Below are 23,250 nucleotides of genomic sequence, written 5' to 3'. Positions count from 1 at the left end.
GGTGATCAGTCATGCCGCAATTGAAAGACAAAGTCGGTCGGTTTGCCGCGACGGGTCGCAGCTGCCAGAACTGGAAACAAGACCAGGAGCTGGTCATTTCGCTGCTCAACAAAATCGCCATTTCCGACGGAGGCGCCGAGACCACGCTCAAACCGCAAATGGTCGTGACGGGTCACGCCAGCGACAGCCTCTACAACTCGATTCAGTATTTCCAGCAAAAGAACTTCCCGGGCACGCCTGACGGCTATATTCGGCCTGGTGGGCCAACGTTCAGTCGGCTCGTTGACCTCGCCACAAAGGCGGCCGCCAAGCCTCCCCCTCCAAAGGGCCAATGGGATGCGATCGCTACGCCATCCGTCGATGCCGCACTTCGCAAAGGTTTGCTCGACGATTCCAAGCTGGATTACGCGGAAGTGGTCGATATCATCAGGGCGACCGTCGCGGACGGCATGGTCACTGCATTCGAGCTGGACGACCTGACCACCATTGCAAACACCTCCAGAACGCTCTCTCCGACCTCAAAAAAGCTCATCACGCTCTTCGTCGGCGACGAAAAGAAGAAGTGGCTCGGAGTTGGACCGTATGACCTCAATTCGGATCAAAAGAAACTCGCCGCGGAAATGGTCTGCGATTTCCTCAAGAACACGAGGACCACATTCTTTCCGAAGCTCGACCCACACCGCGTCGGGATAGGGATTCTCAGGCGCATTGCGAAGCCGAGCCTCATAGATCAGGATCAAGCAAGCATGTGCGGCCCCTCCGCGCTGATGTTCAGCTACGCATCCGACAAGCCGGGCCAGTATGCGCGGTTCGCCATCAACCTGTTTCAGAAGGGGCAAGCGAGCCTCGGCCGCCTGCTGATCAAGCCGGGAAAGGACGTGAAGAGCTACACGCCGCCCTACTCGCTGGACCACGTCGATTGGTTGACATGCGCCTCCATCCGCGACTCCGAAAATTGGTTCCTCGATTTTGACGACACCGGCAGAATAAGCGATGTCGCGGGAATCACACTGCCGAGCGAAATGGAGCAATGGTTCCGCAAAGCGGGATACCAGGACGTGCGCGAGGAGACTAATCTGAAATTCAGCAAAGGCGTCGACAGCGTCAACGAAGCCAACGCCCTGCTCGCCGGCGGATATCGCGTATGCCTTTTCATAAGCGCCAACATGATCGAATATGACGACCAGAATGATGAAGGCTCCGTGTTGACGAGGCACTGGGTCGTCTTGCGAGAGAAGATTCAAGTGACGAACGGAAACGTGACGACAACAATCTTCACATGGGGCAAAGGAGATTACGCGATACCACATCCGGGCAAAGGCGGCGCTCAGAAGCCCCTCTCCATTGGGGACTTTCTTATGAATTATTACGGGTACGTTGCTGCCAAACCGTAACTGGCTCTCACCGGAATGCACCGGTGTCCGTAGTCTCGTCCGGGAGTTGGTGCCCAGTGAGCAGACGCAGATCGGCGATCGGGACTGGCGCACCCTGTTTGACCGGACGACCAGACGGCGCGGCAACATTTTGCGCGGTTTCGCGCAGCTCGCAGTCGTTCTGACCGGTGTCATTCAAGGTTATCCCGGCGCGATGGACCGGGAGCGAGACGATCGCGGATTGAGGTTGGGCAAAGGGTATGGTGAGCTTCGTTCAGTTCTTGCCGCATTCTGGTGTGTACGCGGCGCAAAGCTTCATGGTCGTTCCTCGAGGAGGCTTCAACCTGGTCTGCCTCCGCGACAGCAAGGACGTTCGCCTAACCTATGATCGCGGTCGGTTACAGGTCGAGGATGTGAGCCTCGAGCACGTCGAACGCGTCGCTCAAGAATACATCAAAGCTCGCTATGGGGAGCAAAAAGGCCGGGAGCGCGAGGATCAGTTGCTGCGTCTACGTACGGCGCTGTATGGCGCCGCGCGGCCGGAGGGCCTTGCGCGCGCCCTCAAGGTCACGGCCAAGGATGCCGGTATTCCGGAACTCAAAGCCACGCGCGGTAATGCGGGCATCAAGTTGGACGTCGCCATTCTGCCGCGCAAGGAATTCAAGATCGCGTTCAAATTCCTTAGGCACCTCGATCAATCGGGCATAGTGATCAACGCCACGAAATGGACGCCGGATGACGTGCCCTGGTTCCTCACCAAGCTGAACTGGACGTTCGGGGCTCAGACGAATATCTTTTTCACCCCGGTCGATGCCACATGGATTACGGTCCAGAAGGCCCTGGGTCCAAAAATCTCGCGCGATGTTTTTCGAAAGGATATCGTACCACTCAAGAGGCGTGGCGCCGATCTCACGTGCTTTCTCGTCGGCGACTATGATGCGATGGATAATGAGGCGGCCGGGGAGTATCTGCCCGATGAGCAGGTCTGCGTGGTTGTCGACCAGGGCAATCCACCCGTGTTCGACTATGGCGAAGCGTTCATTGGTGTCATGGCGCACGAGGTCGGTCACTTCTTGCACCACAAACGGAACTTGCCCGGGAGTGGACATCATGCCCGAAGCGGTATTTTGCTTTCCAGTGGCATGGAAAGCTTATCCCTCGACAAGCAGCTCGTCAGCAACTTCAACGCGTGGTGAGAGCGCTCGTTGACGGCTTCGTCGTACCAGAAAGAGCCGTTTGCCCTCTCCCCTCGCCGCCTCTTCTTCCAACGGAAGCGTGTGCGGCCGCGAAAAGATTTATGTAGAGGGTAGTAGCGCTCATTCTCTGAGTCGTCGCTGGTGGCACGGGTCAAGCTGACGCGGCGCGATGCCTCCTTGGGTCACGTCGAAGAAGTAGAACCGTCGTCGAATGGGCTTTTCATCACGGTCGTGTGTTCACGAGTGGGCGAACCGTTCGTATCTCGTCCACGACTATTCAGCGTAGTCTCTCGGCGGACCATCGCGTTGTCGAATGCTTTATATGGAGAGTTGCCATGGTCGACGACGTTGATCTTACGGAGCTGGATTATGATCTTTTAGGTTTCACCCTTCAGCAGAACGAGCAATACAAGAAGCTTAATAAATATATTGAAAAGCATGCTTCTCCACTTGATGCTTCGATGTTGGAGTGGGATCTGGGCGACCCCGTGGTTGACGAAGGTCTCCCGAATGGCATTCTCATAGCCTTCCGAAGTATGGGATCGTGGATGGTGGTGAACCATGAAAGTGCCGACACCCATCCCGGCAAATTCGATTTCCTGAAGCAAAAATATATCGCGGACAAGAACAGCTACAAGCGTCAGATCGTCGGTCTCTTGAAACAAATACAAAGTCACCCGACAGGCCGCGCTTTGCTTGACGAATTCGGAACTGGCAGACCATCGTTCACCAGAATTCGCCCATATAACATGGCTGACGCCAACGCACTGACGGTAGCCGACGACATTGATCAGCAGCAATATATCATTGCTCGCGGCGCGCGCCTAAGTTCTGATCCAAAGAACAGTGAGCTGCTCAAAGTAGTCGGGAAAGGCGGAGGCGCTAGTTGTGATGTCTTGTTCTCGCCCGAGAAAGCAGAGCTTCTTCGAAAAAAATTCAAGAAGGCCCACCATGGCCATGCCCCCGCAATGGCGACGGACGAGGTGCTGTACCACGAACTCGTCCACGCCTCCCGGATGATCGCCGGTGTGATGAACTTTACCCCTGCGAACCACTGGTACCAAGATTCTGAAGAGTACCTCGCAGTCATTCTGACGAACATATATGTATCGGATAAAGGAGGCCCCCCGCTTTTCAGGGCATTTTATGGACCTGCCGAAGGACCATATAAAGGAAAAGATCCGTCGCCCGATGATGCGTTGTGGGACGCGGCCGTCTTCCTCGATAATCCGCAGAACACATCTCCATCGCCCGTGCAAATCATAGAGCGGTTCAGGCTCAGCCAGCCAGACTTGTACTGGAGACTCGCTCATCTACCCCCCGTGGGCGAGCTGGTAAGGAAGTATAATTGGATTTATTGGTACGACCAAATCCGGATCAAAGGACGGACGCGGGCGCGCGGCCCGACAGTATTTGGTCGACCGTGAAGAACCTCCCAAGCTGTCGAGAAGGTCGGTCTTCCGGAGTACGCCAAGTACGCGGCTCAACGGGATAACGTGCTCACGACGGTGGCTAAGGCCACCTAGCGTGTACTGTGTGTGGCACCACTTGCGTCCGACCGGTGGTAGCGGTTTGAGGAAAGAAGAGATCGCCCGGCAACATCGGGAGGAATGTTCATCGATCCGATCGACGAGATTCCGGAATTTTCCGCACGACCAATCCCAGCGGAGCATGCAGAAGAATTTCACGAGGAGGCTGAGTCACTTATCCCCCGCCGCGACCTATCGGTGCAGCTTGGCACCCCCAATGCCTGCAACGATTGCCACCGCGGCGACGCAACAGGTCGAAACTTGGTTCGGGGGGAGCGGAATGGTTTCCAGACCTATGCGCGAGCCTTTCACGCGGCGTGGAGTGAAGCAGCCGACGCGCAGGCTCTCCTTGCGGACGTCGCGAACGCAAGATCAAAGAACTTGAGCGATAGAGGACCGACAACGAGCAGAGCTGTGCCGGGCAGCCAAAGAGACAGCCACTGATAAGATCACGCGCTACAACCTCGATCCTGTGGAACGTAGCGGCGCTCCTCTCAAAGCATCGATCCAGAGCGTCGTGATGTCTTCATCATCTCCATCAGAGATCTAGAACAAGGCGCTACGGCGCTTAATCCTGGGACCTCTCCGGGAACGGACGCTTTCTGGAGACGTTCATGGTCGCTTCATGGCTCCAGCACCTGCGGCACCACCACCGCGTAACCAATACCGACATGGCCGTTCAGAAGGCAGCCCACTTCATCGCCGCCAAGTTTCGGCAAGACGGTTCAGACAGGCGCAGCAAGCTGCCATAGATGCCGATGCTCGGCTGCTGCCATCCAGCGCAAGAAATCGTGCAAAATCGTAGTTTGGCGTGCCAAATCGCAGAATTGGTAGCGGGAGAGGGACTCGAACCCCCGACCCCAGGATTATGATTCCCGTGCTCTAACCAGCTGAGCTACCCCGCCATGGGCTCGCGATCGGCGGCGTGGAGCCGCGGGTGCGAACGCGCGGCATATAAAGAGCGGCATGCGCGCCTGTCAAGCAAACCCGGACGTGTCAGCAACTTATTGCAGACAGAGGCTATTTCGGCCTGACCGATGGGTCGCCGCCGGGGCTGCCGGGCGGTGGAATCACCGGCGTGTTGCCGCCCTGCGGGGTCGGCGCACGCATTTCGGGATCGACGCCGGCCGGCGGGCACAGCACCCCGTCCGATTTGGCGAGCTTGTCGCCCAGTGGTTGGGCCTGCCCAGTGGTGGTTCCCTCCGGAACCGCCGCGCCGGGATGCGAAGGCTGCTGCGGCGCGCAATTCTGATTCTGGGCGGCGCGCGCAGGCGCCGGCGGCGCGGTCTGCGCCGGCGGGGTGGCGGGCGCCGGCGGCGCCTGTGCCGCGGAAACGACGGGCGCCAGCATCAGCACGCAGGTCAAAGCGAGTGTTCGATTGATCCTCATGGCAAGAAAACCGGGATGACGCGCCGATGTTCCTTGTCAAAATCGCCGCAACCTCACGATTTGCGGAAACGGATCAGCGAGAAATGCCCCATCGGCGGCATCGGCCGGCGTTCCGCAAGGCTGACGCCGCCATGCTTCGCGGCCCAATCGGTCAGCCGCGCCCAGGGAAATTCCGGCCGCCAGCCGAGACGTCGTGCCAGCGGCGCGAAGGCGAGCTCGAAGATGCGGCGCGGGCCGCTCTCGGCGCCGATGTGATTGACCAGGATCAGCTCGCCGCCGGGCTTCAGCACGCGAATGAAATCATCCAGCGTGGCCTCGGGATCAGGCACCGCGGTGATGACGTATTGCGCGACCACTGCGTCGAAGAACGAATCCGGAAACGCGAGATTCTTGGCGTCCATCACCGCCAGCGTCTCGACATTGCTCAAACCCTGCGCGCGCACGCGCTTAAGCGCCCGCCGCAACATGGGCTCGGAAATGTCGACGCCGCACAGTCTGGTCGTGCGCGAATATTCCGACAGTGACAATCCGGTGCCGACGCCGACGTCGAGCACGCGCCCGCCGATCCGGTCGGCTTCCGCGATCGTCGACTGCCGGCCCTGATCGAATACCTTGCCGAACACGAGATCGTAGATCGGTGCCCAGCGGCCATACGCCTTTTCGACCCCCTCGCGGTCGATGTCCCCAGCCATTGCCCTGCCCCGAGTTACCCTTGTTTGCGCATGATCTCCGCGCAAACGCGTTTCGCGTTTGTCGCGACGGAAAACCGGTTCCCACTCTTCCGGATCATGCGCTAGCCGCGAACGGCTTCCGCGAGCGGCGCCATCGCATCCCGCGCCGCATCCCGCACCACGCGGCTCGCGCTCGCACTTCTGATGAAGCCGCCACCCAGCACACGCGCCTGCCCGGACGGCGCATCGTAGAACACGCAGGCCTGGCCGGGCGACACGCCCTCCTCGCCGGCGACGAGTTCGACCTCATAACCGCCATCGGCGGCGCGCAACCATGCCGGCTGCGGCGCGCGCGTCGAACGCACGCGGACATAGATCTCGATGCCTTCGCCGATCACGCGATCCAGCGCGCCGTCGCCGATCCAGTTGACGTCGCGCAGCGCGATGCGATCCATGCGCAGCGCCTCGCGCGGCCCGACCACGACCCGGCGCGTCGCAGCGTCGAGCTTGACCACATAGAGCGGGTGGCCCGAGGCGATGCCGAGGCCCTTGCGCTGGCCGACGGTGAAATGAACGATGCCCTGATGCTGGCCGACGACATTGCCCGCGAGGTCGACGATGTCGCCCGGCGCGATCGCATTCGGCTTCAGCCGTCCGATGATGTCGGTGTAGCGGCCGGTCGGCACAAAGCAGATGTCCTGGCTGTCCTGCTTGTCGGCGACCTCGAGATCGAAGCGGCGCGCCAGCTCGCGGGTCTGCGGCTTGGTCATGTCGCCGAGCGGGAAGCGCAGGAAGTCGAGCTGCTCGCGCGTGGTGGCGAACAGGAAATAGCTCTGGTCACGATCGGCATCCGCCGCGCAAGTGAGCGAGCGCGATCCGTCGGCAAGCCGGCGCGAGGCGACATAGTGTCCGGTGGCGAGCGCCTGCGCACCGAGCTCGCGGGCGGTCGAGAGCAGATCGCGAAACTTGACCGAACGGTTGCACTCGATGCACGGCACCGGCGTCTCGCCGAGCGCGTAGCTGTCGGCGAAATTGTCGATCACGGATTGCTTGAAGCGGCTTTCATAGTCGAGCACGTAATGCGGGATGCCGATCCGCTCGGCGACATTGCGCGCGTCGTGGATATCGCGGCCGGCGCAGCAGGCGCCCTTGCGATGCGTCGCGGCGCCGTGGTCGTAGAGCTGCAGCGTGATCCCGACCACGTCATAACCCTGCGACTTCAACAGCGCAGCCGTCACCGACGAGTCGACGCCGCCGGACATGGCAACGACGATCCGCGTGTCTTCAGGGCGGCCTTCAAGATCCAGACTGTTGAGCATCTTCAAGCGGTCATCGGTCACTGTCGCGGCGAGCTTATGCGCCCCGCGACGAAATTAGGAAAAGCCTTTGTCCAGAGAGCCTTAGAACACGTCCAGGGCCGGTTCGGTCGGTTCGGGACACGTCGAAGGCCACCTTTAATATAGGCCGTATTCCGGGGAGGCAATCCGGCCGAAGCAACGCCTTGCCGCGGGCGGACGGCAAATCTTGCCGCCGGGCAAAAAGGAGACCCGTCGGGAACCTGTTCCAGGCCGCAAGTGATGCGCGTAACCGACTGAAATAACTCACCATTTGTTTCAAACCATGCTTGGCCCGCTCCTTGCTGACAAAAGGCCGGAAGTCTCATTTGCGAGGGTTGGCAGTGGTCAGCGTCACGTCGGAAGCATTGGCAGGCCGGTCTTTTCAGGGCGCGACGCAGCGGTCGGCCCGGCCCGATCCCGCTTCGCAGGCAGGGAACGACGGCTTTGCCGCGCTGGTCGACAGCAACACTGCGTCCACGAGCGACAGCAGCCGGTACGACTCCCAACCGGCGCCCTCGCGCCGGTCCGACGGTTCGTCTACGACGACCGACGCGCGCTCCCGCGACAACAGCACCGCTCCCGACCGGACGTTGCCGGATTCCGGCAGCTCCCGCGATGGCAACAAGGTCGACGGCGACAGCGACACGCCGCGCAAGACCAAGTCGAAATCGAAATCGGACGACTCGAAGTCGAGCACCGATGCGCAATCCACCAGCGACAAATCGGCCGCGACGCAAGCCGCTCCGCAGCCGGACCCATCCAGTGCGGCAACGGTCAATGCCCTGATTGCTCCCGTCACCGCTGCACCGGCAGCTAACCCGACAGCGACGGCCACCGCGCCATCCGACCAGCCCACCGCACCGCTTGCGATCGTGGCTGCGGCCATCGCGGCAAGTTCCGCCATCGCCGGCCCCGGTGCGCCGGTCGGCAGCGGTGCGCCGGTCGGCAGCGACACCGCAACGGCGGCGGCGACCACGGCGAATGCCGACAAGGTCGCCAAGGCGGCCGGCGTCAAGACCGAGGCGCAGATCATCACCACCACCGATACGACAACGGTTCCGGGCGCAGCGACAGCGACCGGCGATGCGGCACTCGCCGCGACAGTTGCCGCCGGAACGTCCGCCGCGAAGACGACGACGCAAGCCAAGGCCCAGGTCGCCACGAAGGACGCGGCTGCGACGGCGCCTGCCGACCAGGACGGCGCAGCCCAGGGCAGCGCCAACACCGCGCAGGCCGCTCCGACCAACATCGTTCCCGCGGTCGCGCAGCCGGCCGCTGTCACCGGCAAGGCGAAGGCCGCCGCAGACGGTGCAGCCGATGCCATCAAGTCCGATACGAAGGCCGACGGCAACGCCGCGCCGACGATCAGCGGCCAAACGGCTGCGCAATCCCAGCTCTCGGCGCCCGATCCCGGCGCGCAGGCTGCAAATACATTCCAGGCACAACTCGCGACGAGCCAGACGACGCCGTCTGCGACCGCGCAATTGACCGTGACCAGCGCCGCGCAGAACGCCGCGGTGCCGCTCAGTGGACTCGCGATGCAGATCGCAGCCTCCGCCAAGAGCGGCAAGAGCCGGTTCGAGATCCGGCTCGACCCCGCCGAGCTCGGCCGCATCGATGTCCGCATCGATGTCGATCGCAACGGCCAGGTGACCTCGCATCTCACCGTCGAACGCCCGGAAACGCTGTCGCTGCTGCGCCAGGACGCCAACCAGCTGCAGCGCGCGCTCGACAATGCCGGCCTGTCGACCGGCAATGGCGGATTGCAATTCAGCCTGCGCGACCAGTCGCAGTCGGGCCAGAACAACAACGGCCAGTCCAATCCGAACGCCCAACGTTTGATCGTCTCCGAAGAGGATAGCGCTCCCGCCGCAGTGGCAGGCCGCTCCTACGGCCACGCAACCGGTGCCCTCGGCGGCGTCGATATCAGAGTGTAAGGAGCTCACCATGGCAGTCGATGCAACCACGCCGACGCCCGTCGTCTCAGCACCGGGCACCAGCAACGGAACGAGCTCCGGAAGCAGCAGCACCGGCAGCGGCCTGACGACCTCGTCGCAGGGCATCGCCGACAATTTCCAGACCTTCCTGACGCTGCTGACCACGCAGTTGCAGCACCAGAACCCGCTCGATCCGCTCGACACCAACCAGTTCACCCAGCAGCTCGTGCAGTTCGCAGGCGTCGAGCAGCAGCTGAAATCCAACGATCAGCTGAAGTCGCTGATCGAGATCGAGAAGAGCGCGCAGTCGACCCAGGCGCTGGTCTATGTCGGCAACACGGTCGCGGTCGACGGCAGCAAAACGCAGTTCGACAAATCCGCGACCTGGAATCTGGTGTCGCCGCAAGCCACCAGCGCCACCATCACGATCACAAGCGCAACCGGCCAGACCGCCTATTCCGGCAATTTCAACCTGAAGCAGGGCAACGCCAGCTTCGTCTGGGACGGCAAGGGCAATGACGGCACGCAATGGCCTGCCGGCACCTACACGCTGACCGCCACCGGCAAGGATTCCAAAGGCAACGACCTCGCGATCTCGACCGAGATTCAGGGTGTGGTCGACTCCGTCGACCTCACTGCCTCCCCGCCGCTGCTCTCGATCGGCGGCCAGACCTACACCACCGACAAGATCAAGCGCGTGGTGCGCGGGGCGACTGGCGGCAGCAGCAGCTAAGCTAGGGCTTCGGGGAACGGCGCGGCAGGTCGCGCACTTCCGCCACTCGGATAGCCAAGCTCTCGGTGTCATCACCCGCGAATGCGGGCTAACGCGCTGCCGGCCGCGCAACCGACGCGGCCCGCTCCATGTCCTCGCCCCATCAATAGACACCTCCGCGGTGATCCCAGCACATGGCCCTTTCCGTTTCGTGCAGCGGCTCCATCGATGCATGGTTCTTGTCGAGATGCGGCGCGATCGAGACGTCGAAAAACTCGTTGGGCGCTTTCGAATCCCGCCCCCACCAGAACGTGAACGACTGGCTCGAATTGGCGGCAATCGTATAGGTTCCTTGCTTGTGGTCGATGTTGGCCATGGTGCTGGGTCCTTCGTTTCCATTCATCGCTTCGATGCGACGCTCCAACAATGATGCGCTACGCACACACGCGCCGTGAGATACATCATTCTGGGATGCAACCGACGAGATCACGCCCAGCGGCGCGCCCAGCTCGTGCGAAGGATGTCTTGCAAAGAATGTCCTGCGTGAGCGACACTCTCAATTCCGGTGAATGCCGACCTCGATACTTGCGCCCGCGATGAGTTCATCGATTGAAGCCAGCTCCGAGCGATCGACGACCAATCCACCACTCACCGGTTTTCTGGATCGGCATAGCATTGTGCCTGGCGGCGATCGCAATCTACCTTTGGTCCGACGACCTTTCCTGGCGGCCGATACCGAGCCCGCGATGAGGAACTGGCTGGCCGTAGCTGCGCCGGTCCTTCAAGGTGCCTAAAAGCGCGTCGCCATTGTGAGCTTTTGACCCGAAGCGGTCGTTAGAGCGACAGCGAGAGTTCTTGCGCCAACAGAAAAAATGATTGCTGATGATCTCACCGACACGCAGCGGGATCGGACCGATTCGTATTCCGGATGCCGCCGTGCCTGGTGTACCATCGCTGTTAGGTCAATGGTGCTGCCCGATGATCTCTCGTTCCGAAGTTGCCTAGCGCCTCTCTACTCCCGATCGTGCGACCATGTTTTGGTCAAAACTGCATCCGCATTCTTGAGATGCCCACTGCAAAGGCTTGCGATGGAAAGGGCAAGGTTCGACCAGGCCAAGATTATCGCTTTTGGCGATGCTCGGAGCGTTGCGACCTACGCAGTCGAAATCCTGATAATTGCCGCGATTTATGGTGGCCTTGCCGAATCCGCGCGATTCCTTCCGGCAATAAATCCAACCGCGACACCGCTATGGCCACCAACCGGGCTTGCGCTCGCGCTGGTCCTGTTGCGCGGCTACCAGATCTGGCCCGCAATCCTGGTGGGGGCCGTCTCTCCTTACCTCATGGCCGACCGATCGCTCTTGGAGCTCGGCGCCGCCGGGATCGGCAGCGTGCTTGCTGCGTTTGCCGGGAGTTGGCTGATTGGCCGCTGGTCGAACGGTTGCCAGACATTTGCCACACCGTCTGGTGTCGCAAAGTTTGCAATCGTTTCCTTTGCGCCGACCACGATAATCAGTTCAACCATCGCCTTGGCCGGCTTCATGCTCGCCAACGAATCGAGCTTCTCCGATTCCGTCGTTGCCGGGTTGACCTGGTGGCTTGCGGACGCTGCTGGGGCCCTGGTGATTGCTCCGGTCATCGTGCTCTGGGCGACGATGCCCCTACGCATTTCTTCCAAATGGAATCTATTGGAATCGATCACGGTCCCTGCTCTCGCTGGTATCATCGGGCTCGTTGCTTACAGTCCGCTCATCGGTAGCGACCTCATCAGCAACGACCTCGACGTGCTGCTGCCGCATCGGAGCCTTCCGGGCTTTCTGGTTTTACTACCCTTGATCTGGGCCGGCCTGCGCGGCGATCGATGCACCGTGGCGACGGCTGCATTCATCTTCATCGGAATGGCCGCGTGGGGGTTCTCGGTGGGGAATGATCCATTTCCGAAATTGGATCCGAATGGAGCACTGTTATCCTTGTTCGTGCTTTCGGTCAGCGTATCGGCGCCCCCTCTTGCCCTGGCCGCGGCAATTGCGATGCGCCAGACCAGGGAAGCCGATTTGCTTTCTGTCCAGGACCAACTGAACCGTCAACTTGAACGGAAGGCTTTGGCGCTCGACAGCATTAGACGGCACTTCCAAACCCTTATCGAAGGCGTTGTCGACTATGCAATTTTTGCGCTTGATAGAGAAGGACACGTTACCAGCTGGAATAGCACCGCTCAAAAGATCATCGGTTACAGCTCGGAAGAAATCATAGGCAAGCACTTTGGAATATTCTATCGGCCGGATGAACGCCGCGCGGGTTCACCAACACACGCGCTGGAGTCGGCAATCGAACGAGGCAAGTACGACGTCGAGGGGTGGCGTATCAGAAAGAATGGCACGCCGTTTTTTATCACGGGCTCGGTCTCTTCGAGCCGTGATGATGCAGGAAATCTGATCGGTTTTATCAGTATCCTGCGCGACGCGACGGAGCGACGCGACGCGGAGGAGAAGCTGGTCCAGGCGCGCGAACAGCTCGCGATGTCTCAGAAAATGGAGGCGATCGGCAAGCTGACTGGCGGGATTGCACACGACTTCAACAATCTATTGATGATCATCGGGGGCAGTGCTCAGATATTTCAACGCCTGCTTGATCCAAAACTGCCAAAAGCAATCGAAGCGATACAAACCGCAGCCAAACGCGGCGAAAGTCTCACGCGCCAATTGTTGACATTCTCTCGTCACCAGCATCTCAGCCCGACGGTCGTTGATCTGAATGCGTCCATAAAGAACATGCGGACCATGATTGAGAGCTCGCTGCGCGGGAACATCGTGTACAACGAGAACGTCGGCGACGGTGTTTCGCCAGTCAAGGTGGACCTCGCCGAACTGGAACTTGCGATCGTCAACATCGCCGTTAATGCGCGAGATGCAATGCCAAGCGGCGGCACATTCACGTTATCCGTCCACGCGGTGACCGCAGATCAGGAAACCGGCGGCGACGGCCGTGGGAGGGTCTTCTTTGCGATAACACTTGGCGATACGGGCACCGGTATTCCGCCAAATCTTCTGTCCAAGATGTTCGATCCATTTTTCACGACCAAAGAGGTCGGCAAAGGGACCGGGCTCGGTTTGTCGCAGGTTTATGGTTTTGCGCACCAGGCGGGCGGAACGGTGACGGCAGACAGCAAGGTTGGACAAGGAACGACGATTACAATCTATTTGCCGTCCTGTGCAGACGAGCAAATCACCAGCAAAGAGCTCGCCGCTACCCGGGCAAGGCCGAGGCAGCCGCAGCGTCAAACGGTTCTCGTTGTCGACGACAGCCCCGAAGTGGCGGATGTGACATCCTCGCTGTTCGAGCATCTGGGCTACGAAACCATCTATCGAGATTCAGCCGAAGCGGCATTGAAATTGCTCGATGCCGGCACAAAGATCGATCTCGTCTTCAGCGATATCGTCATGCCAGGGACCATCGATGGCGTCGGGCTCGCGAGAGAAGTTCGGTCGCGGTACCCCGGTTTGCCGATAGCCCTTACAACCGGTTACAGCGATGCCGCAAAAGCAGCTCCGCCAAGTCTAAGAATACTCCGCAAGCCGTTCGATACCGAGGCACTGAGAGATTTTATCCAGGATCTTGCGCCTCCGAGACCAACGCGATCCGGCGCACCTTTGGCGTCAAGCACGACCGACGCTGTGCGCAGAAATTGACCGGTCGCACCATCACGGCATTGCTCGGCGGTGCCGACGCCGTGATCGAACAGGCTACTTTCGTCGCAAAGGCTGAATGGGTTGTCCGCTTCCAGCCTGTGCTGACAGACGTTGCCGTCGCGAACGTACCGCCCTTGATGAAAATTCTAACGGTGCCGAACATCGTTCCGACGCACGCGCGTCGTCGAGGAAACCATTCCGTTCAAGCTTCGGTTTTTGGGAGCATCTCCAAATTCCCGGGGCCGTTTTCCTTATCGCGAGCGGGAGCAGCGGTCGCGCGCTGAAGCGCGCTTGCGGCCGACGCTCACTCCGGCCGTCCCGCGGCGTCGAGGATCAGCCGCGCAATCGCGTCGGGCTGCGAGATCAGCGCGAGATGGCTGGCCTTCACCTCGATCGTGGTGGCGCCCATCCGCTTCGCCATGAAGCGCTCGAGATCGGGATTGATGGTACGGTCCTCCGTGGAGACCGCGTAGTAGCTCGGCTTGCTGCGCCAGGCCGCATGGCTGGTCCTGCCTGCCAGCAGTTGCTTGTGGAACGGCTGCTGCACCGCATAGAGCACCTTGGCCTTCGCTGCCGGCAGGTCGCCGGCGAAATCGCGCAGGAAGGCTTCTTCGCTCAGCCGGCCCTCGTCGCCATCGAACACGATGCCCGCGCTTGCAGGCGGCGTCGGATAGGTTTTTGCCAGCGCCGTGTAGTCCTCATCCGCATCGGGTGCGCGCGCGGCGACATAGACCAGCGCCGAAACATTCGGATGCATGCCGGCTTCGGTGACGATCATTCCGGAGAAGGAATGGCCGACCAGAACGGTCGGACCATCCTGGCGATCCAGCACACGCTGCGCCGAGGCGACCGCTTCCGGCAGCGTAGTCAGCGGATTTTGCACCGACGTCACATTGAGCCCGGCCACCTGCAATCGCGGAATGACCTCGGACCAGCACGAGCCGTCGGCGAACAGGCCATGCACCAGCACGACGTTGCGCGCCTTCACCGGCGGCGTGGTTGCGGCCATGCCGCGCGTGGATACCAGTGACGCCGCCGCGCCGGCAAGCAAGGCGGTCGAGAAAGTGCGTCTGTTCATCATCATGATAAGGGCTCGGATGGAAGGATTGGAAACCGCGCCCATCTGCGATGAGCGGACACCCTTCTCCTACGCACGCGCGAGCGCCTCGTTACGGCTCGCCTCTGTCGCGGTCGTCAAAGAAATGTGACCATGATGCCGTCCGGCAATCATTCGACACATGGTGTGACGCGCAACGAGATTGCTGAAACAAGTTTCAGGTCGATCATTTCGCCCGGGGCCACCCCTCCCTCCCCCGCAAGGGGTGAGCCTGACTGACGTGCTTCATCTCGCGTCACGCAACCGATCACCCATTAGGGACGCACCGGCGGATGGGTTCCCTCCTCCTTGTGGGGAGGGTTAGGGAAGGGGTGGCGCTTGCTCGGCAGTCTGAAGAAAACTGCATCGTACCGACCCCTCGACCCGCCAATCAGCCCCCTGTTCCCGGCCGTTCCAACGAGATTCGTATTGGACGCTTGGGCTTAGGCAAATTTTAAACCGGTGGGCGTAGGTTACCTCTTGCGAGTTCAGTGGTTGAGAGTTTGTGAGTACGCCATGACAGAACCCCATCGCCCGAGGGTGAAATACGTCATCGGGCCTGACGGCAGCCCGTTAACGATTGCGGATTTGCCGGCCCCCGGTACCAAGCGGTGGGTCATCCGCCGCAAGGCCGAAGTTGTCGCTGCGGTCCGCGGCGGCCTGCTTTCCCTTGAGGAAGCCTGCAGCCGCTACACATTGACCGTCGATGAATTCCTTTCCTGGCAGTTCTCGATCGATCAGCATGGTCTGGCCGGACTGCGCACCACGCGTATCCAGCAGTACCGGCAGTAAATCCTGCCAATACCCGTGGTATTTGACGAAAACCGGTCTCGCTTTGCGAAGCCGGTTTTTTTCATGTCCGCGATTTTGCCTCGGTCCTTAACCTTCGTTAACCAGATGGAAACCATACCCTAGGCAATATTTGCCCAGTCGGACCCGCGTGGGCCGAATCCCTGGGGGCCGTTGGTGCAAAGTCTGGTTGCTTTCCTGAGAGGTCTTGGTGCGGCCCGTCTCGCGGCCATGATTGCGGTCACCGCAGCCCTGATCGGCTTCTTCGCCTTCGTCATCATGCGCGTCACCACGCCGCAGATGACCACCCTCTTCACCGATCTGTCGACCGAAGATTCCTCGGCCATTGTCAAGGAGTTGGAGCGCCAGGCGATCCCGTTCGAGCTGCGCAGTGACGGCGCTGCGATCATGGTGCCGAAGGACAAGGTGACGCGGCTGCGAATGAAGCTCGCCGAGGGCGGCATGCCCAAGGGCGGCGGCGTCGGCTACGAGATCTTCGACAAGTCCGACGCGCTCGGCACCACGAGCTTCGTCCAGAACATCAATCATTTGCGGGCGCTGGAGGGCGAGCTCGCCCGCACCATCCGCGCCATCGACCGCGTCCAGGCCGCGCGCGTCCACCTCGTGCTGCCGGAAAAGCCGCTATTCTCGCGCGAGACGCCGGAGCCCTCGGCCTCGATCGTGCTGCGGGTGCGCGGCGCGCTGGAACCGCAGCAGGTCCGGGCAATCCGTCACGTCGTCGCCTCCGCGGTCAACGGATTGAAGCCGCAACGGGTCTCGATCGTCGACGAGGCCGGGCAGCTCTTGGCCGATGGCGCCGCGTCCGACGCCGACGCGGCGGTCGGTGACGAGCGCCGCACCGCGTTCGAGAAGCGGATGCGCAAGCAGGTCGAGGACATCGTCTCCTCGGTGGTCGGCGCCGGGCGCGCCCGCGTCCAGCTCTCCGCCGACTTCGACTACAACAAGATCACCCAGACCTCGGACAAGTTCGACCCCGAAGGAAGGGTGCTGCGCTCGACCCAGACCCGCGAGGAAAGTAGCCTCACCGCCGACAATTCCGGCCAGGTCACGGTCGCCAACGAGCTGCCGGGCAACCAGAACCAGGACAACGCCGCCCGCGCCCGCGACCAGAGCAAGAAGAGCGAAGAGACCAACAATTACGAGATTTCCCGCACCACCAAGACCGAGGTGACCGAGGCCGGCCGCGTCAACCGCATCTCGGTCGCGGTGCTGGTCGACGGCAGCTATTCCAAGAACGAAAAAGGCGAGATGGTCTACCAGGACCGCACCAAGGAGCAGCTCGACCGCATCGCCGCCCTGGTTCGTCCCGCGATCGGCTTCGACCAGAAGCGCGGCGACCAGGTCGAGGTGGTCAACCTCCGCTTCGCCGAGCCGCCCGCCGCGCAGCCGATCGCCGAGCCGACCGGCCTGCTCGGCATGCTGCAATTCACCAAGGATGACGTGATGTACGTCATCGAGCTCGGCGTCATGATGATGCTCGGCCTGGTCGTACTGTTCATGGTGGTCCGCCCGCTGGTCAAGCGCATTGTGGCGGCCGACGTCATTCCGGCGCTGGTCGGCGTCGGCGTGCCGGTGCTCGCCGAAGCCCATGCCGAGAGCACGCCTAGCCAGGCGCTGATCCCGAGCGGCAGCGGCGCGGCGCAACTGATCGACGTCGCCCAGATCCAGGGCCAGGTCCACGCCCAGGCCGTGCACCGGGTCGGCGAGCTTGCCGAACGCAATCCGAACGAAACCGTCTCCATCGTCCGTCAATGGCTGAGCGAGCCGGTAGAGAACTGACATGGCCGCCGTACCGCAGACCACCAACGCCAACGACATCGCCACCGTCCTCTCGACGCTGGCGAACCGGCAAAGCGCCCGGCCCAAGGGCAAGCCGTTGCCCGGCCCGAAACGCGCGGCGATCCTGATGCTCGCGCTCGGCGAGCAGTATGGCGGCAAGATCTGGTCGATGCTCGACGACGAGGAGGTCCGCGAGCTGTCGGTCCATATGTCGACGCTCGGCACCGTCGAGGCCGACGTGGTCGAGGACCTGATGCTGGAATTCGTGTCGCGGATGTCGGCCTCCGGCGCGCTGATGGGCAATTTCGACGCCACCGAACGGCTGCTGCAGCAATACCTGCCGGCCGAACGCGTCTCCGGCATCATGGACGAGATCCGCGGGCCCGCCGGCCGCAACATGTGGGAGAAGCTCTCCAACGTGCAGGAAGAGGTGCTCGCCAACTACCTGAAGAACGAGTACCCGCAGACCATCGCCGTGGTGCTGTCGAAGCTGAAGCCGGAGCACGCCGCGCGCGTGCTCGCGATCCTGCCCGAGGACATCGCGCTCGACGTGGTCGGCCGCATGCTGCGGATGGAAGCGGTGCAGAAGGAAGTCATCGAGCGCGTCGAGCAGACGCTGCGCACCGAGTTCATGTCGAACCTGTCGCAGACCCGCCGCCGCGACGCCCACGAGGTGATGGCCGAGATCTTCAACAATTTCGACCGCCAGACCGAGACCCGCTTCATCACCTCGCTGGAAGAGGAAAACCGCGAATCCGCCGAGCGCATCAAGGCGCTGATGTTCACCTTCGACGATTTGATCAAGCTCGATGCCGCCTCGGCCCAGACGCTGATGCGCAACATCGACAAGGACAAGCTCGGCGTCGCGCTGAAGAGCGCCAATGAGGAGGTGCGCAGCTTCTTCCTCGGCAACATGTCGTCCCGCGCCGGCAAGATGCTGATGGACGACATGGCCGCGATGGGCCCGGTGCGGCTGCGCGACGTCGACGAGGCACAGGCGCTGCTGGTCAACCTCGCCAAGGACCTCGCCGCCCGCGGCGAGATCACGCTGACCAAGAACCGCGCCGACGACGAGCTGGTGTATTGATGGCCGCGCCCGCAAAATTCCTGTTCGACACCGACTTCTCGGCGCCGGACCGCTCGCGCGAGCGTGCGCCGACCCCGGCCGAGGTCGCGCAGAAGGTCGCCGACGCCGAGGCGCGGGCCTATCGCGCCGGCTATGAGGCCGCGCTGCGCGAGGCCAAGGTCGAGAGCGACCGCCGCGCGGCGCTAGCGCTGGAAGAGATCGGCACCGCGATCAAGGGCATCGCCGCGCGCTTTGCCGGCATCGAGACGCGGATGGAGACCGAGGCGGTCGACGTCGCGGTCGCGGTCGCCCGCAAGCTCTGCTCCGAACTGGTTGCGCGCGAGCCGCTCGGCGAGATCACCGCACTGGTCTCCGACTGCTTCTCGCATCTGGTGGCGACGCCGCATCTCGTGGTCCGCATCAGTGACGCGCTCTACGAGGCGGCGCACGACAATATCGAGCGGATGGCGGCGCAGAGCGGCTTCCAGGGCCGGCTGGTAATCCTGGCCGAGCCCACGATTGCGACCGGCGACTGCCGGATCGAATGGGCCGACGGCGGCGTGGTGCTGGAGCGCGCCGCGATCGAAGGCAAGATCAACGAACTCGTCGGGCGCTATTTGGCGTCCCGCGGCCAGACCGGCTGAAGGCGATTGAGGACTGAACCATGAGCGACACCGACACCCACGTCCCGCTTCCCGATCTCAACGCCGCCGACGCGCCCGCGATCGACGACATCGGCTACAATGAAGACGAACATGCCGCGCGCATTGCGGCCGATCTCGAGGCCGTGTTCGACGTGCCGGTGCAGGTCTCGGCGGTGCTCGGCCGCTCCAAGATGGACGTCGGCGATCTGCTGAAGCTCGGACCGGGCACCGTGCTCGAACTCGACCGCCGCGTCGGCGAGGCGATTGACATCTACGTCAACAACCGCCTGGTGGCGCGTGGCGAAGTGGTGCTGGTGGAAGACAAGCTCGGCGTGACCATGACCGAAATCATCAAGGCAGAACGCTCTTAAACGAACTCAACAGTAGCGCGCGGAACCTGCGCGACCAGACCAACAGGAGATCATCATGCGGCTTCTCATCGTTGGCACCCTGAAGGGCCAGCTCACGACCGCGACCAAGATCGCGATGGACAACGGCGCCTCGGTGACCCACGCCGAAACCATCGAGCAGGCGATGAACGTGCTGCGCGGCGGCAAGGGCGCCGACCTCCTGCTGGTCGATGTCGGCCTCGACATCCGCGACCTCGTGATGCGGCTCGAGGCCGAACACATCCACGTCCCGATCGTCGCCTGCGGTATCTCCAACGACGCCCGCGCCGCAGTCGCCGCGATCCATGCCGGCGCCAAGGAATACATCCCGCTGCCGCCCGACCCCGAGCTGATCGCAGCTGTCCTGGCCGCGGTCGCCAACGACGCCCGCGACCTGATCTATCGCGACGAGGCGATGGGCCGGGTGATCAAGCTGGCGCAGCAGATCGCCGGCTCCGACGCCTCCGTCATGATCACCGGCGAGTCCGGCACCGGCAAGGAGGTGCTGGCGCGCTATGTCCACTCCCGCTCGGCCCGCGCCAAGCGGCCGTTCATCTCGATCAACTGCGCAGCGATCCCGGAGCATCTGCTGGAATCCGAGCTGTTCGGGCATGAGAAGGGTGCCTTCACCGGCGCGGTGGCGCGCCGCATCGGCAAGTTCGAGGAAGCGACCGGCGGCACGCTATTGCTCGACGAAATCTCCGAGATGGACGTCCGCCTTCAATCAAAACTATTGCGCGCGATCCAGGAGCGCGTGATCGACCGCGTCGGCGGCACCAAGCCCGTTCCGGTCGACATCCGCATCATCGCGACCTCGAACCGCAATCTATCGGAGGCCGTGCGCGAGGGCTCTTTCCGCGAGGACCTGCTGTTCCGCCTCAACGTCGTCAACCTGAAGATTCCGCCGCTGCGCGACCGCCCGGCCGACATCCTCGAGCTGGCTCAGCATTTCGCCAAGAAATATGCCGAGGCCAACGGCGTGGCGGTCCGGCCGGTTTCGGCCGACGCCCGCCGCGTCCTGACCGCGAACCGCTGGCAGGGCAACGTCCGCGAGCTCGAGAACACCATCCATCGCTCGGTCCTGATGGCGCAGGGCGACGAGATCGGTGCGGACGCGATCCTCACCCCCGACGGCGACCGCCTCGACCTCGCCAAGACCGCGCCTGCGGTGGCGCACGCCACCCTTGCCGCCGAGCAGGTCACCCGCGCGCTGGTCGGCCGCACCGTCGCCGACGTCGAACGCGACCTGATCCTGGAAACGCTGAAGCACTGCCTCGGCAACCGCACCCATGCCGCCAACATCCTCGGCATCTCGATCCGTACGCTGCGCAACAAGCTGAACGAATATGCCGACGGCGGCATCCCCATCACCCCGGCCGGCAATGGCCCGCCCGACTATCAGCGCATGGCCAGCGCCGGCTGAGAAAGGGAAAGCGGCGCCGCCGCAATCGCCTCGCCTCACGAATAGCTGGGCGCGTCGGGCTTGCGGAAGATCCGGATCGGATCGCCCGGCGTGATGTCGCGTCCGCTGAACGTCGCATACGCATAGAGCGCAAGATAAGCGACGGCGATCGCGCCGACGAGGTAGAACAGCCAGGTTCCCAGGCGCTTCATCGAACCGTCACGTCTCCGAAACATCCCGGGCTTTTAGTGCGCTTGCCGGGAAAGCGCCACGGCCAACATGCCGCGCAGGCCCCGCCGCCGGTCATCCCTTGAATCTTGCGGCCAATTGCCTTACTCAATCTCCTATTGTTTTCACGTTCTTTAACAACTGGAGAGAGAAATGGCCCTTTACGCGCAGACCGCCGGCACCCTGTCCACCAGCTCCTCGACTTTCACACCGATGCAAGGCCTCACCCTGACGATCCCCGAGGGCGTCGGCACCACCGCGATCATCATCCTCAACGTTCCAATGCCCTACGCCACGGGCACCGATATTCCGGGCGGCACGTTCGGCATCACCCTCAATGGCGCAGTCTCGACGGTCACGGCGAGCTTTACCTACAATGAAGCGGCCCCGTCGAGCACGGGCCGCATCCCGACAACGCTCGTGGTCGGCATTCCGCTGGGCAACGCGCCTCAGACCGTCCAGGCGGTCTGGTACGGCGTCCGCGGCAGCACCGTGGTCATCGACAGCCCGGCGACGCTCACCGCGATCATGGATTAGGACCGGATCCGAACAAACACAGCGCTAGCGCGCGCCCCGGGCGTGAACGTGACGCGACGGCAGGCTGACCTCAGCCAGTCTGGCGGCGTCTTCGTCGCGGTCGATCGCGACATATTCGCCGTGCCAATACGCCAGCGCGGCGGTGCGCTCCGATGCGATCACATCGAGCACGCGGCCGATGACGATCGCGTGCGAATGCCGTTCGATGACCTCCTCGACCTCACAGTCGATCGCGGCCAACGCCCCGACCAGCAGCGGGACGCCCGAGGCGCGCGTGGTCCATTCGACCCCGGCGAACCGGTCCGCGCCCTTCAGGCCGCCCTTGCCGGTAAAGCGCTCGGCAAGGTCGAGCTGATCTGCGGTCAGGATGTTGATACCGAATACGCGATGGCGCGCGATCAGCGGCCATGACGAGGCGGCGCGGTTGATGCTGACGATCAGCGACGGCGGCTCGACCGAGAGCGACGACACCGAGGTCACCGTCATGCCCGAAATTTCCTTGCCCCGGCCGGCCGTGATGACGCTGACGCCGCCCGTGAGATGACGCATCGCGCCGCGGAATTCAGCGGCCTCAACCGCGGGCTCGATCGAAACATTGCGGACGGCGGAATTCATGGCGACCTCACAGAGTATCTTCGCTGCCTTCGAGCAGATGCTTCAGGATCTCGCCTTCCAGCGCGGCGAGCTCGGCCGAACCGCGCCGGCGCGGCCGCGGCAGATCGATCGTGACATCCTGCGCGATGCGGCCGTCCTCGATGACAAGCACGCGGTCGGCGAGCGCGACCGCCTCGGCGACGTCATGCGTCACCAGGATCGCGGTAAAGCCCTGGTCGCGCCAGACCCGCTCCAGCAATTGCTGCATCGAAATGCGCGTCAGCGCGTCGAGCGCACCGAGCGGTTCGTCGAATGCCAGCGCACGGGGCTGGCTGACCAGCGCCCGCGCCAGCGCGACACGCTGCTTCTGGCCGCCCGAGAGCACCGACGGCCACTGCCCGCGCTTCTCGGCGAGGCCCACCTCGACCAGCGCGCGCTCGGCGCGCGCCTGCGCGTCGGCCGACGAGCGCTCGCGCCCCAGACCCACCTCGACATTGGACAGCACCCGCGCCCAGGGCAGCAGGCGCGGCTCCTGGAACATGACGCGGACGTCCTGCGCCCGCGGCTGTTCGCCGAAGGCGATGCTTCCCGCCGTCGGCGCGTCGAGGCCGGCGATCAGGCGCAGCAGCGTGCTCTTGCCGCAGCCGCTGCGGCCGACGATCGCGACGAACTGGCCGGCCGGGATGTGCAGATCGATGCCGCGCAGCACCTCATTGTCGCCGAACGCCTTGCGCAGGCTGCGGATGGTCAGCGACAGGCCGCGGGTCGCGCCTTCCGATCCTCGCCGCAACTGCCGCGCCTGCACGCCGATGTCGGCGCGGTCAACCGGCTCAGCGTCAACGGACTGAAAACGAAACGCTTCTTGCATTCTC

Annotated in this window: 24 protein-coding genes and 1 tRNA gene; 15 read left to right on the top strand and 10 right to left on the bottom strand. The window is 62.7% G+C overall.

The window, feature by feature from the left end; all coding sequences use genetic code 11:
• Window positions 1–11 precede the first annotated feature (11 nt).
• The 4 genes from ABIB78_RS01875 to ABIB78_RS01860 all read left to right on the top strand — a co-directional run bounded on the left by ABIB78_RS01875 (window position 12) and on the right by ABIB78_RS01860 (window position 4,850).
• A complete protein-coding gene (locus ABIB78_RS01875; protein ID WP_429020759.1) occupies window positions 12–1,394 on the top strand; it encodes a hypothetical protein in 1,383 nt (460 codons plus the stop codon).
• A gap of 239 nt (window positions 1,395–1,633) precedes the next feature.
• A complete protein-coding gene (locus ABIB78_RS01870) occupies window positions 1,634–2,569 on the top strand; it encodes a hypothetical protein (RefSeq protein WP_429020756.1) in 936 nt (311 codons plus the stop codon).
• Window positions 2,570–2,904: 335 nt separating this feature from the next.
• Window positions 2,905–3,996, top strand: coding sequence for a M91 family zinc metallopeptidase (locus ABIB78_RS01865; RefSeq protein ID WP_429020754.1), 1,092 nt, complete (start codon window positions 2,905–2,907; stop codon window positions 3,994–3,996).
• A gap of 716 nt (window positions 3,997–4,712) precedes the next feature.
• The gene (locus ABIB78_RS01860; RefSeq protein WP_429020751.1) at window positions 4,713–4,850 is read left to right on the top strand and encodes a hypothetical protein; all 138 of its coding nucleotides are present in this window, start codon (window positions 4,713–4,715) and stop codon (window positions 4,848–4,850) included.
• 76 nt (window positions 4,851–4,926) lie between these two features.
• On the opposite strand, the gene ABIB78_RS01855 is transcribed toward ABIB78_RS01860, so the two are convergent.
• From ABIB78_RS01855 to ABIB78_RS01835, 5 genes are all read right to left on the bottom strand, one after another.
• A tRNA-Met gene (locus ABIB78_RS01855) sits at window positions 4,927–5,003 on the bottom strand.
• A gap of 115 nt (window positions 5,004–5,118) precedes the next feature.
• Window positions 5,119–5,487 carry a hypothetical protein gene (locus ABIB78_RS01850; protein ID WP_429020749.1) on the bottom strand — a complete coding sequence of 123 codons (369 nt, stop codon included), beginning with the start codon at window positions 5,485–5,487 and terminating at the stop codon, window positions 5,119–5,121.
• 53 nt (window positions 5,488–5,540) lie between these two features.
• Window positions 5,541–6,179, bottom strand: coding sequence for a class I SAM-dependent methyltransferase (locus ABIB78_RS01845; protein ID WP_429020746.1), 639 nt, complete (start codon window positions 6,177–6,179; stop codon window positions 5,541–5,543).
• A gap of 101 nt (window positions 6,180–6,280) precedes the next feature.
• On the bottom strand, window positions 6,281–7,477 hold the full coding sequence (gene mnmA / locus ABIB78_RS01840; RefSeq protein WP_429020743.1) for a tRNA 2-thiouridine(34) synthase MnmA: 1,197 nt from the start codon (window positions 7,475–7,477) through the stop codon (window positions 6,281–6,283).
• A gap of 400 nt (window positions 7,478–7,877) precedes the next feature.
• A complete protein-coding gene (locus ABIB78_RS01835) occupies window positions 7,878–8,381 on the bottom strand; it encodes a hypothetical protein (RefSeq protein ID WP_429020741.1) in 504 nt (167 codons plus the stop codon).
• Between ABIB78_RS01835 and ABIB78_RS01830 the strand changes: the two genes are divergently transcribed.
• Complete coding sequence (locus ABIB78_RS01830) at window positions 8,368–9,432, top strand: flagellar hook-length control protein FliK (protein ID WP_429020739.1); 1,065 nt, start codon at window positions 8,368–8,370, stop codon at window positions 9,430–9,432. The genes ABIB78_RS01835 and ABIB78_RS01830 overlap by 14 nt on opposite strands.
• A 10-nt stretch (window positions 9,433–9,442) precedes the next feature.
• Entirely contained in the window at window positions 9,443–10,165 is a 723-nt protein-coding gene (locus tag ABIB78_RS01825; protein WP_429020737.1) for a flagellar hook assembly protein FlgD, read from the top strand.
• A gap of 142 nt (window positions 10,166–10,307) precedes the next feature.
• Here the strand turns inward: ABIB78_RS01825 and ABIB78_RS01820 are convergent, their stop codons facing one another.
• Window positions 10,308–10,520 carry a hypothetical protein gene (locus ABIB78_RS01820; protein ID WP_429020734.1) on the bottom strand — a complete coding sequence of 71 codons (213 nt, stop codon included), beginning with the start codon at window positions 10,518–10,520 and terminating at the stop codon, window positions 10,308–10,310.
• A 712-nt stretch (window positions 10,521–11,232) separates the two neighbouring features.
• On the opposite strand from ABIB78_RS01820, the gene ABIB78_RS01815 reads away from it, so the two are divergent.
• A complete protein-coding gene (locus ABIB78_RS01815) occupies window positions 11,233–13,833 on the top strand; it encodes an MASE1 domain-containing protein (protein WP_429020731.1) in 2,601 nt (866 codons plus the stop codon).
• The gene (locus ABIB78_RS01810) at window positions 13,830–14,117 is read left to right on the top strand and encodes a hypothetical protein (RefSeq protein ID WP_429020728.1); all 288 of its coding nucleotides are present in this window, start codon (window positions 13,830–13,832) and stop codon (window positions 14,115–14,117) included. The genes ABIB78_RS01815 and ABIB78_RS01810 overlap by 4 nt, the downstream gene beginning before the upstream one ends.
• Before the next feature lie 20 nt (window positions 14,118–14,137).
• On the opposite strand, the gene ABIB78_RS01805 is transcribed toward ABIB78_RS01810, so the two are convergent.
• The gene (locus tag ABIB78_RS01805) at window positions 14,138–14,917 is read right to left on the bottom strand and encodes an alpha/beta fold hydrolase (protein WP_429020725.1); all 780 of its coding nucleotides are present in this window, start codon (window positions 14,915–14,917) and stop codon (window positions 14,138–14,140) included.
• 528 nt (window positions 14,918–15,445) lie between these two features.
• Here ABIB78_RS01805 and ABIB78_RS01800 point away from each other — a divergent pair.
• From ABIB78_RS01800 to ABIB78_RS01775, 6 genes are all read left to right on the top strand, one after another.
• Window positions 15,446–15,721 carry a DUF1153 domain-containing protein gene (locus ABIB78_RS01800; RefSeq protein ID WP_002714638.1) on the top strand — a complete coding sequence of 92 codons (276 nt, stop codon included), beginning with the start codon at window positions 15,446–15,448 and terminating at the stop codon, window positions 15,719–15,721.
• Between the two features lie 174 nt (window positions 15,722–15,895).
• Complete coding sequence (fliF, locus tag ABIB78_RS01795; RefSeq protein WP_429020701.1) at window positions 15,896–17,518, top strand: flagellar basal-body MS-ring/collar protein FliF; 1,623 nt, start codon at window positions 15,896–15,898, stop codon at window positions 17,516–17,518.
• A 1-nt stretch (window position 17,519) separates the two neighbouring features.
• The gene (gene fliG, locus ABIB78_RS01790) at window positions 17,520–18,605 is read left to right on the top strand and encodes a flagellar motor switch protein FliG (protein WP_057017326.1); all 1,086 of its coding nucleotides are present in this window, start codon (window positions 17,520–17,522) and stop codon (window positions 18,603–18,605) included.
• A complete protein-coding gene (locus ABIB78_RS01785) occupies window positions 18,605–19,228 on the top strand; it encodes a FliH/SctL family protein (RefSeq protein ID WP_429020698.1) in 624 nt (207 codons plus the stop codon). Before fliG ends, ABIB78_RS01785 begins: the two co-directional genes overlap by 1 nt.
• A gap of 20 nt (window positions 19,229–19,248) precedes the next feature.
• Window positions 19,249–19,599: a flagellar motor switch protein FliN gene (gene fliN / locus ABIB78_RS01780; protein ID WP_429020695.1), complete on the top strand. Its 351-nt coding sequence runs from the start codon at window positions 19,249–19,251 to the stop codon at window positions 19,597–19,599.
• A 55-nt stretch (window positions 19,600–19,654) separates the two neighbouring features.
• On the top strand, window positions 19,655–21,040 hold the full coding sequence (locus ABIB78_RS01775; protein WP_429020693.1) for a sigma-54 interaction domain-containing protein: 1,386 nt from the start codon (window positions 19,655–19,657) through the stop codon (window positions 21,038–21,040).
• A gap of 35 nt (window positions 21,041–21,075) precedes the next feature.
• Here the strand turns inward: ABIB78_RS01775 and ABIB78_RS01770 are convergent, their stop codons facing one another.
• Window positions 21,076–21,231 (bottom strand): hypothetical protein, encoded by a 156-nt coding sequence (locus tag ABIB78_RS01770; RefSeq protein ID WP_429020690.1) that lies wholly within the window; start codon window positions 21,229–21,231, stop codon window positions 21,076–21,078.
• 169 nt (window positions 21,232–21,400) lie between these two features.
• Here ABIB78_RS01770 and ABIB78_RS01765 point away from each other — a divergent pair, with 169 nt between their 5' ends.
• Entirely contained in the window at window positions 21,401–21,784 is a 384-nt protein-coding gene (locus ABIB78_RS01765) for a hypothetical protein (protein ID WP_429020688.1), read from the top strand.
• Window positions 21,785–21,808: 24 nt separating this feature from the next.
• Here ABIB78_RS01765 and ABIB78_RS01760 read toward each other — a convergent pair whose 3' ends face one another.
• A complete protein-coding gene (locus tag ABIB78_RS01760; RefSeq protein WP_429020686.1) occupies window positions 21,809–22,399 on the bottom strand; it encodes a flavin reductase family protein in 591 nt (196 codons plus the stop codon).
• A gap of 7 nt (window positions 22,400–22,406) precedes the next feature.
• A complete protein-coding gene (locus tag ABIB78_RS01755) occupies window positions 22,407–23,246 on the bottom strand; it encodes an ATP-binding cassette domain-containing protein (RefSeq protein WP_429020683.1) in 840 nt (279 codons plus the stop codon).
• Between the last annotated feature and the right edge of the window lie 4 nt (window positions 23,247–23,250).

Origin of the sequence: Bradyrhizobium sp. I1.14.4 (assembly GCF_050435825.1) — a bacterium.
GTDB lineage: Bacteria > Pseudomonadota > Alphaproteobacteria > Rhizobiales > Xanthobacteraceae > Bradyrhizobium.
The sequence above is the reverse complement of the archived record's forward strand: the minus strand, read 5'-3'. Positions and strand labels throughout refer to the sequence as shown.

Bases quoted from the DNA above. Each gene is read 5' to 3' on its own strand.
- ABIB78_RS01875 (WP_429020759.1), top strand. From the start codon at position 12: ATGCCGCAATTGAAAGACAAAGTCGGTCGGTTTGCCGCGACGGGTCGC.
- ABIB78_RS01870 (WP_429020756.1), top strand. From the start codon at position 1,634: ATGGTGAGCTTCGTTCAGTTCTTGCCGCATTCTGGTGTGTACGCGGCG.
- ABIB78_RS01865 (WP_429020754.1), top strand. From the start codon at position 2,905: ATGGTCGACGACGTTGATCTTACGGAGCTGGATTATGATCTTTTAGGT.
- ABIB78_RS01860 (WP_429020751.1), top strand. From the start codon at position 4,713: ATGGTCGCTTCATGGCTCCAGCACCTGCGGCACCACCACCGCGTAACC.
- ABIB78_RS01850 (WP_429020749.1), bottom strand. From the start codon at position 5,487: ATGAGGATCAATCGAACACTCGCTTTGACCTGCGTGCTGATGCTGGCG.
- ABIB78_RS01845 (WP_429020746.1), bottom strand. From the start codon at position 6,179: ATGGCTGGGGACATCGACCGCGAGGGGGTCGAAAAGGCGTATGGCCGC.
- mnmA (WP_429020743.1), bottom strand. From the start codon at position 7,477: ATGCTCAACAGTCTGGATCTTGAAGGCCGCCCTGAAGACACGCGGATC.
- ABIB78_RS01835 (WP_429020741.1), bottom strand. From the start codon at position 8,381: ATGGCCGCAGCCACGATCGCAAGCGGTGCGGTGGGCTGGTCGGATGGC.
- ABIB78_RS01825 (WP_429020737.1), top strand. From the start codon at position 9,443: ATGGCAGTCGATGCAACCACGCCGACGCCCGTCGTCTCAGCACCGGGC.
- ABIB78_RS01820 (WP_429020734.1), bottom strand. From the start codon at position 10,520: ATGGCCAACATCGACCACAAGCAAGGAACCTATACGATTGCCGCCAAT.
- ABIB78_RS01815 (WP_429020731.1), top strand. From the start codon at position 11,233: ATGGAAAGGGCAAGGTTCGACCAGGCCAAGATTATCGCTTTTGGCGAT.
- ABIB78_RS01805 (WP_429020725.1), bottom strand. From the start codon at position 14,917: ATGATGATGAACAGACGCACTTTCTCGACCGCCTTGCTTGCCGGCGCG.
- ABIB78_RS01800 (WP_002714638.1), top strand. From the start codon at position 15,446: ATGACAGAACCCCATCGCCCGAGGGTGAAATACGTCATCGGGCCTGAC.
- fliG (WP_057017326.1), top strand. From the start codon at position 17,520: ATGGCCGCCGTACCGCAGACCACCAACGCCAACGACATCGCCACCGTC.
- ABIB78_RS01785 (WP_429020698.1), top strand. From the start codon at position 18,605: ATGGCCGCGCCCGCAAAATTCCTGTTCGACACCGACTTCTCGGCGCCG.
- fliN (WP_429020695.1), top strand. From the start codon at position 19,249: ATGAGCGACACCGACACCCACGTCCCGCTTCCCGATCTCAACGCCGCC.
- ABIB78_RS01775 (WP_429020693.1), top strand. From the start codon at position 19,655: ATGCGGCTTCTCATCGTTGGCACCCTGAAGGGCCAGCTCACGACCGCG.
- ABIB78_RS01770 (WP_429020690.1), bottom strand. From the start codon at position 21,231: ATGAAGCGCCTGGGAACCTGGCTGTTCTACCTCGTCGGCGCGATCGCC.
- ABIB78_RS01765 (WP_429020688.1), top strand. From the start codon at position 21,401: ATGGCCCTTTACGCGCAGACCGCCGGCACCCTGTCCACCAGCTCCTCG.
- ABIB78_RS01760 (WP_429020686.1), bottom strand. From the start codon at position 22,399: ATGAATTCCGCCGTCCGCAATGTTTCGATCGAGCCCGCGGTTGAGGCC.
- ABIB78_RS01755 (WP_429020683.1), bottom strand. From the start codon at position 23,246: ATGCAAGAAGCGTTTCGTTTTCAGTCCGTTGACGCTGAGCCGGTTGAC.